1 protein-coding gene is annotated in these 231 nt (G+C 33.8%); it reads left to right on the top strand.

All coding sequences use genetic code 11. The annotated features are described in order from the left end of the window. Positions 1-185: hypothetical protein (locus tag PQ474_RS14545; RefSeq protein WP_273844627.1), on the top strand; the 185-nt coding region annotated here is incomplete at its 5' end. Between the last annotated feature and the right edge of the window lie 46 nt (positions 186-231).

The raw sequence follows: 231 nt of genomic DNA, 5'->3' as shown, positions 1-231 counted from the left end.
TTTTTTTGTGCCTTGAAACCATAAATTACTCAAAACTACTTGACAAATTTGAAGAAACTTTATGCAAAGCTAATGATGACAATAGTAAAAAATATGGTTGGTCTACTAACCATTTTACGAATGCTGAGTTTGTACAAAAAGGTAAAGTTCGACCTTTTTGTCTGATTGATCTTTTTTCTTTTTAGAAAGGGCATGGCTCCTCTCGCTACACGCCTTCTATGAGAAAACCAC

The organism is Halalkalibacter alkalisediminis, from assembly GCF_028610705.1.
Lineage (GTDB): Bacteria > Bacillota > Bacilli > Bacillales > Bacillaceae_D > Halalkalibacter > Halalkalibacter alkalisediminis.
This window is presented reverse-complemented; position numbering and strand designations above follow the sequence as displayed.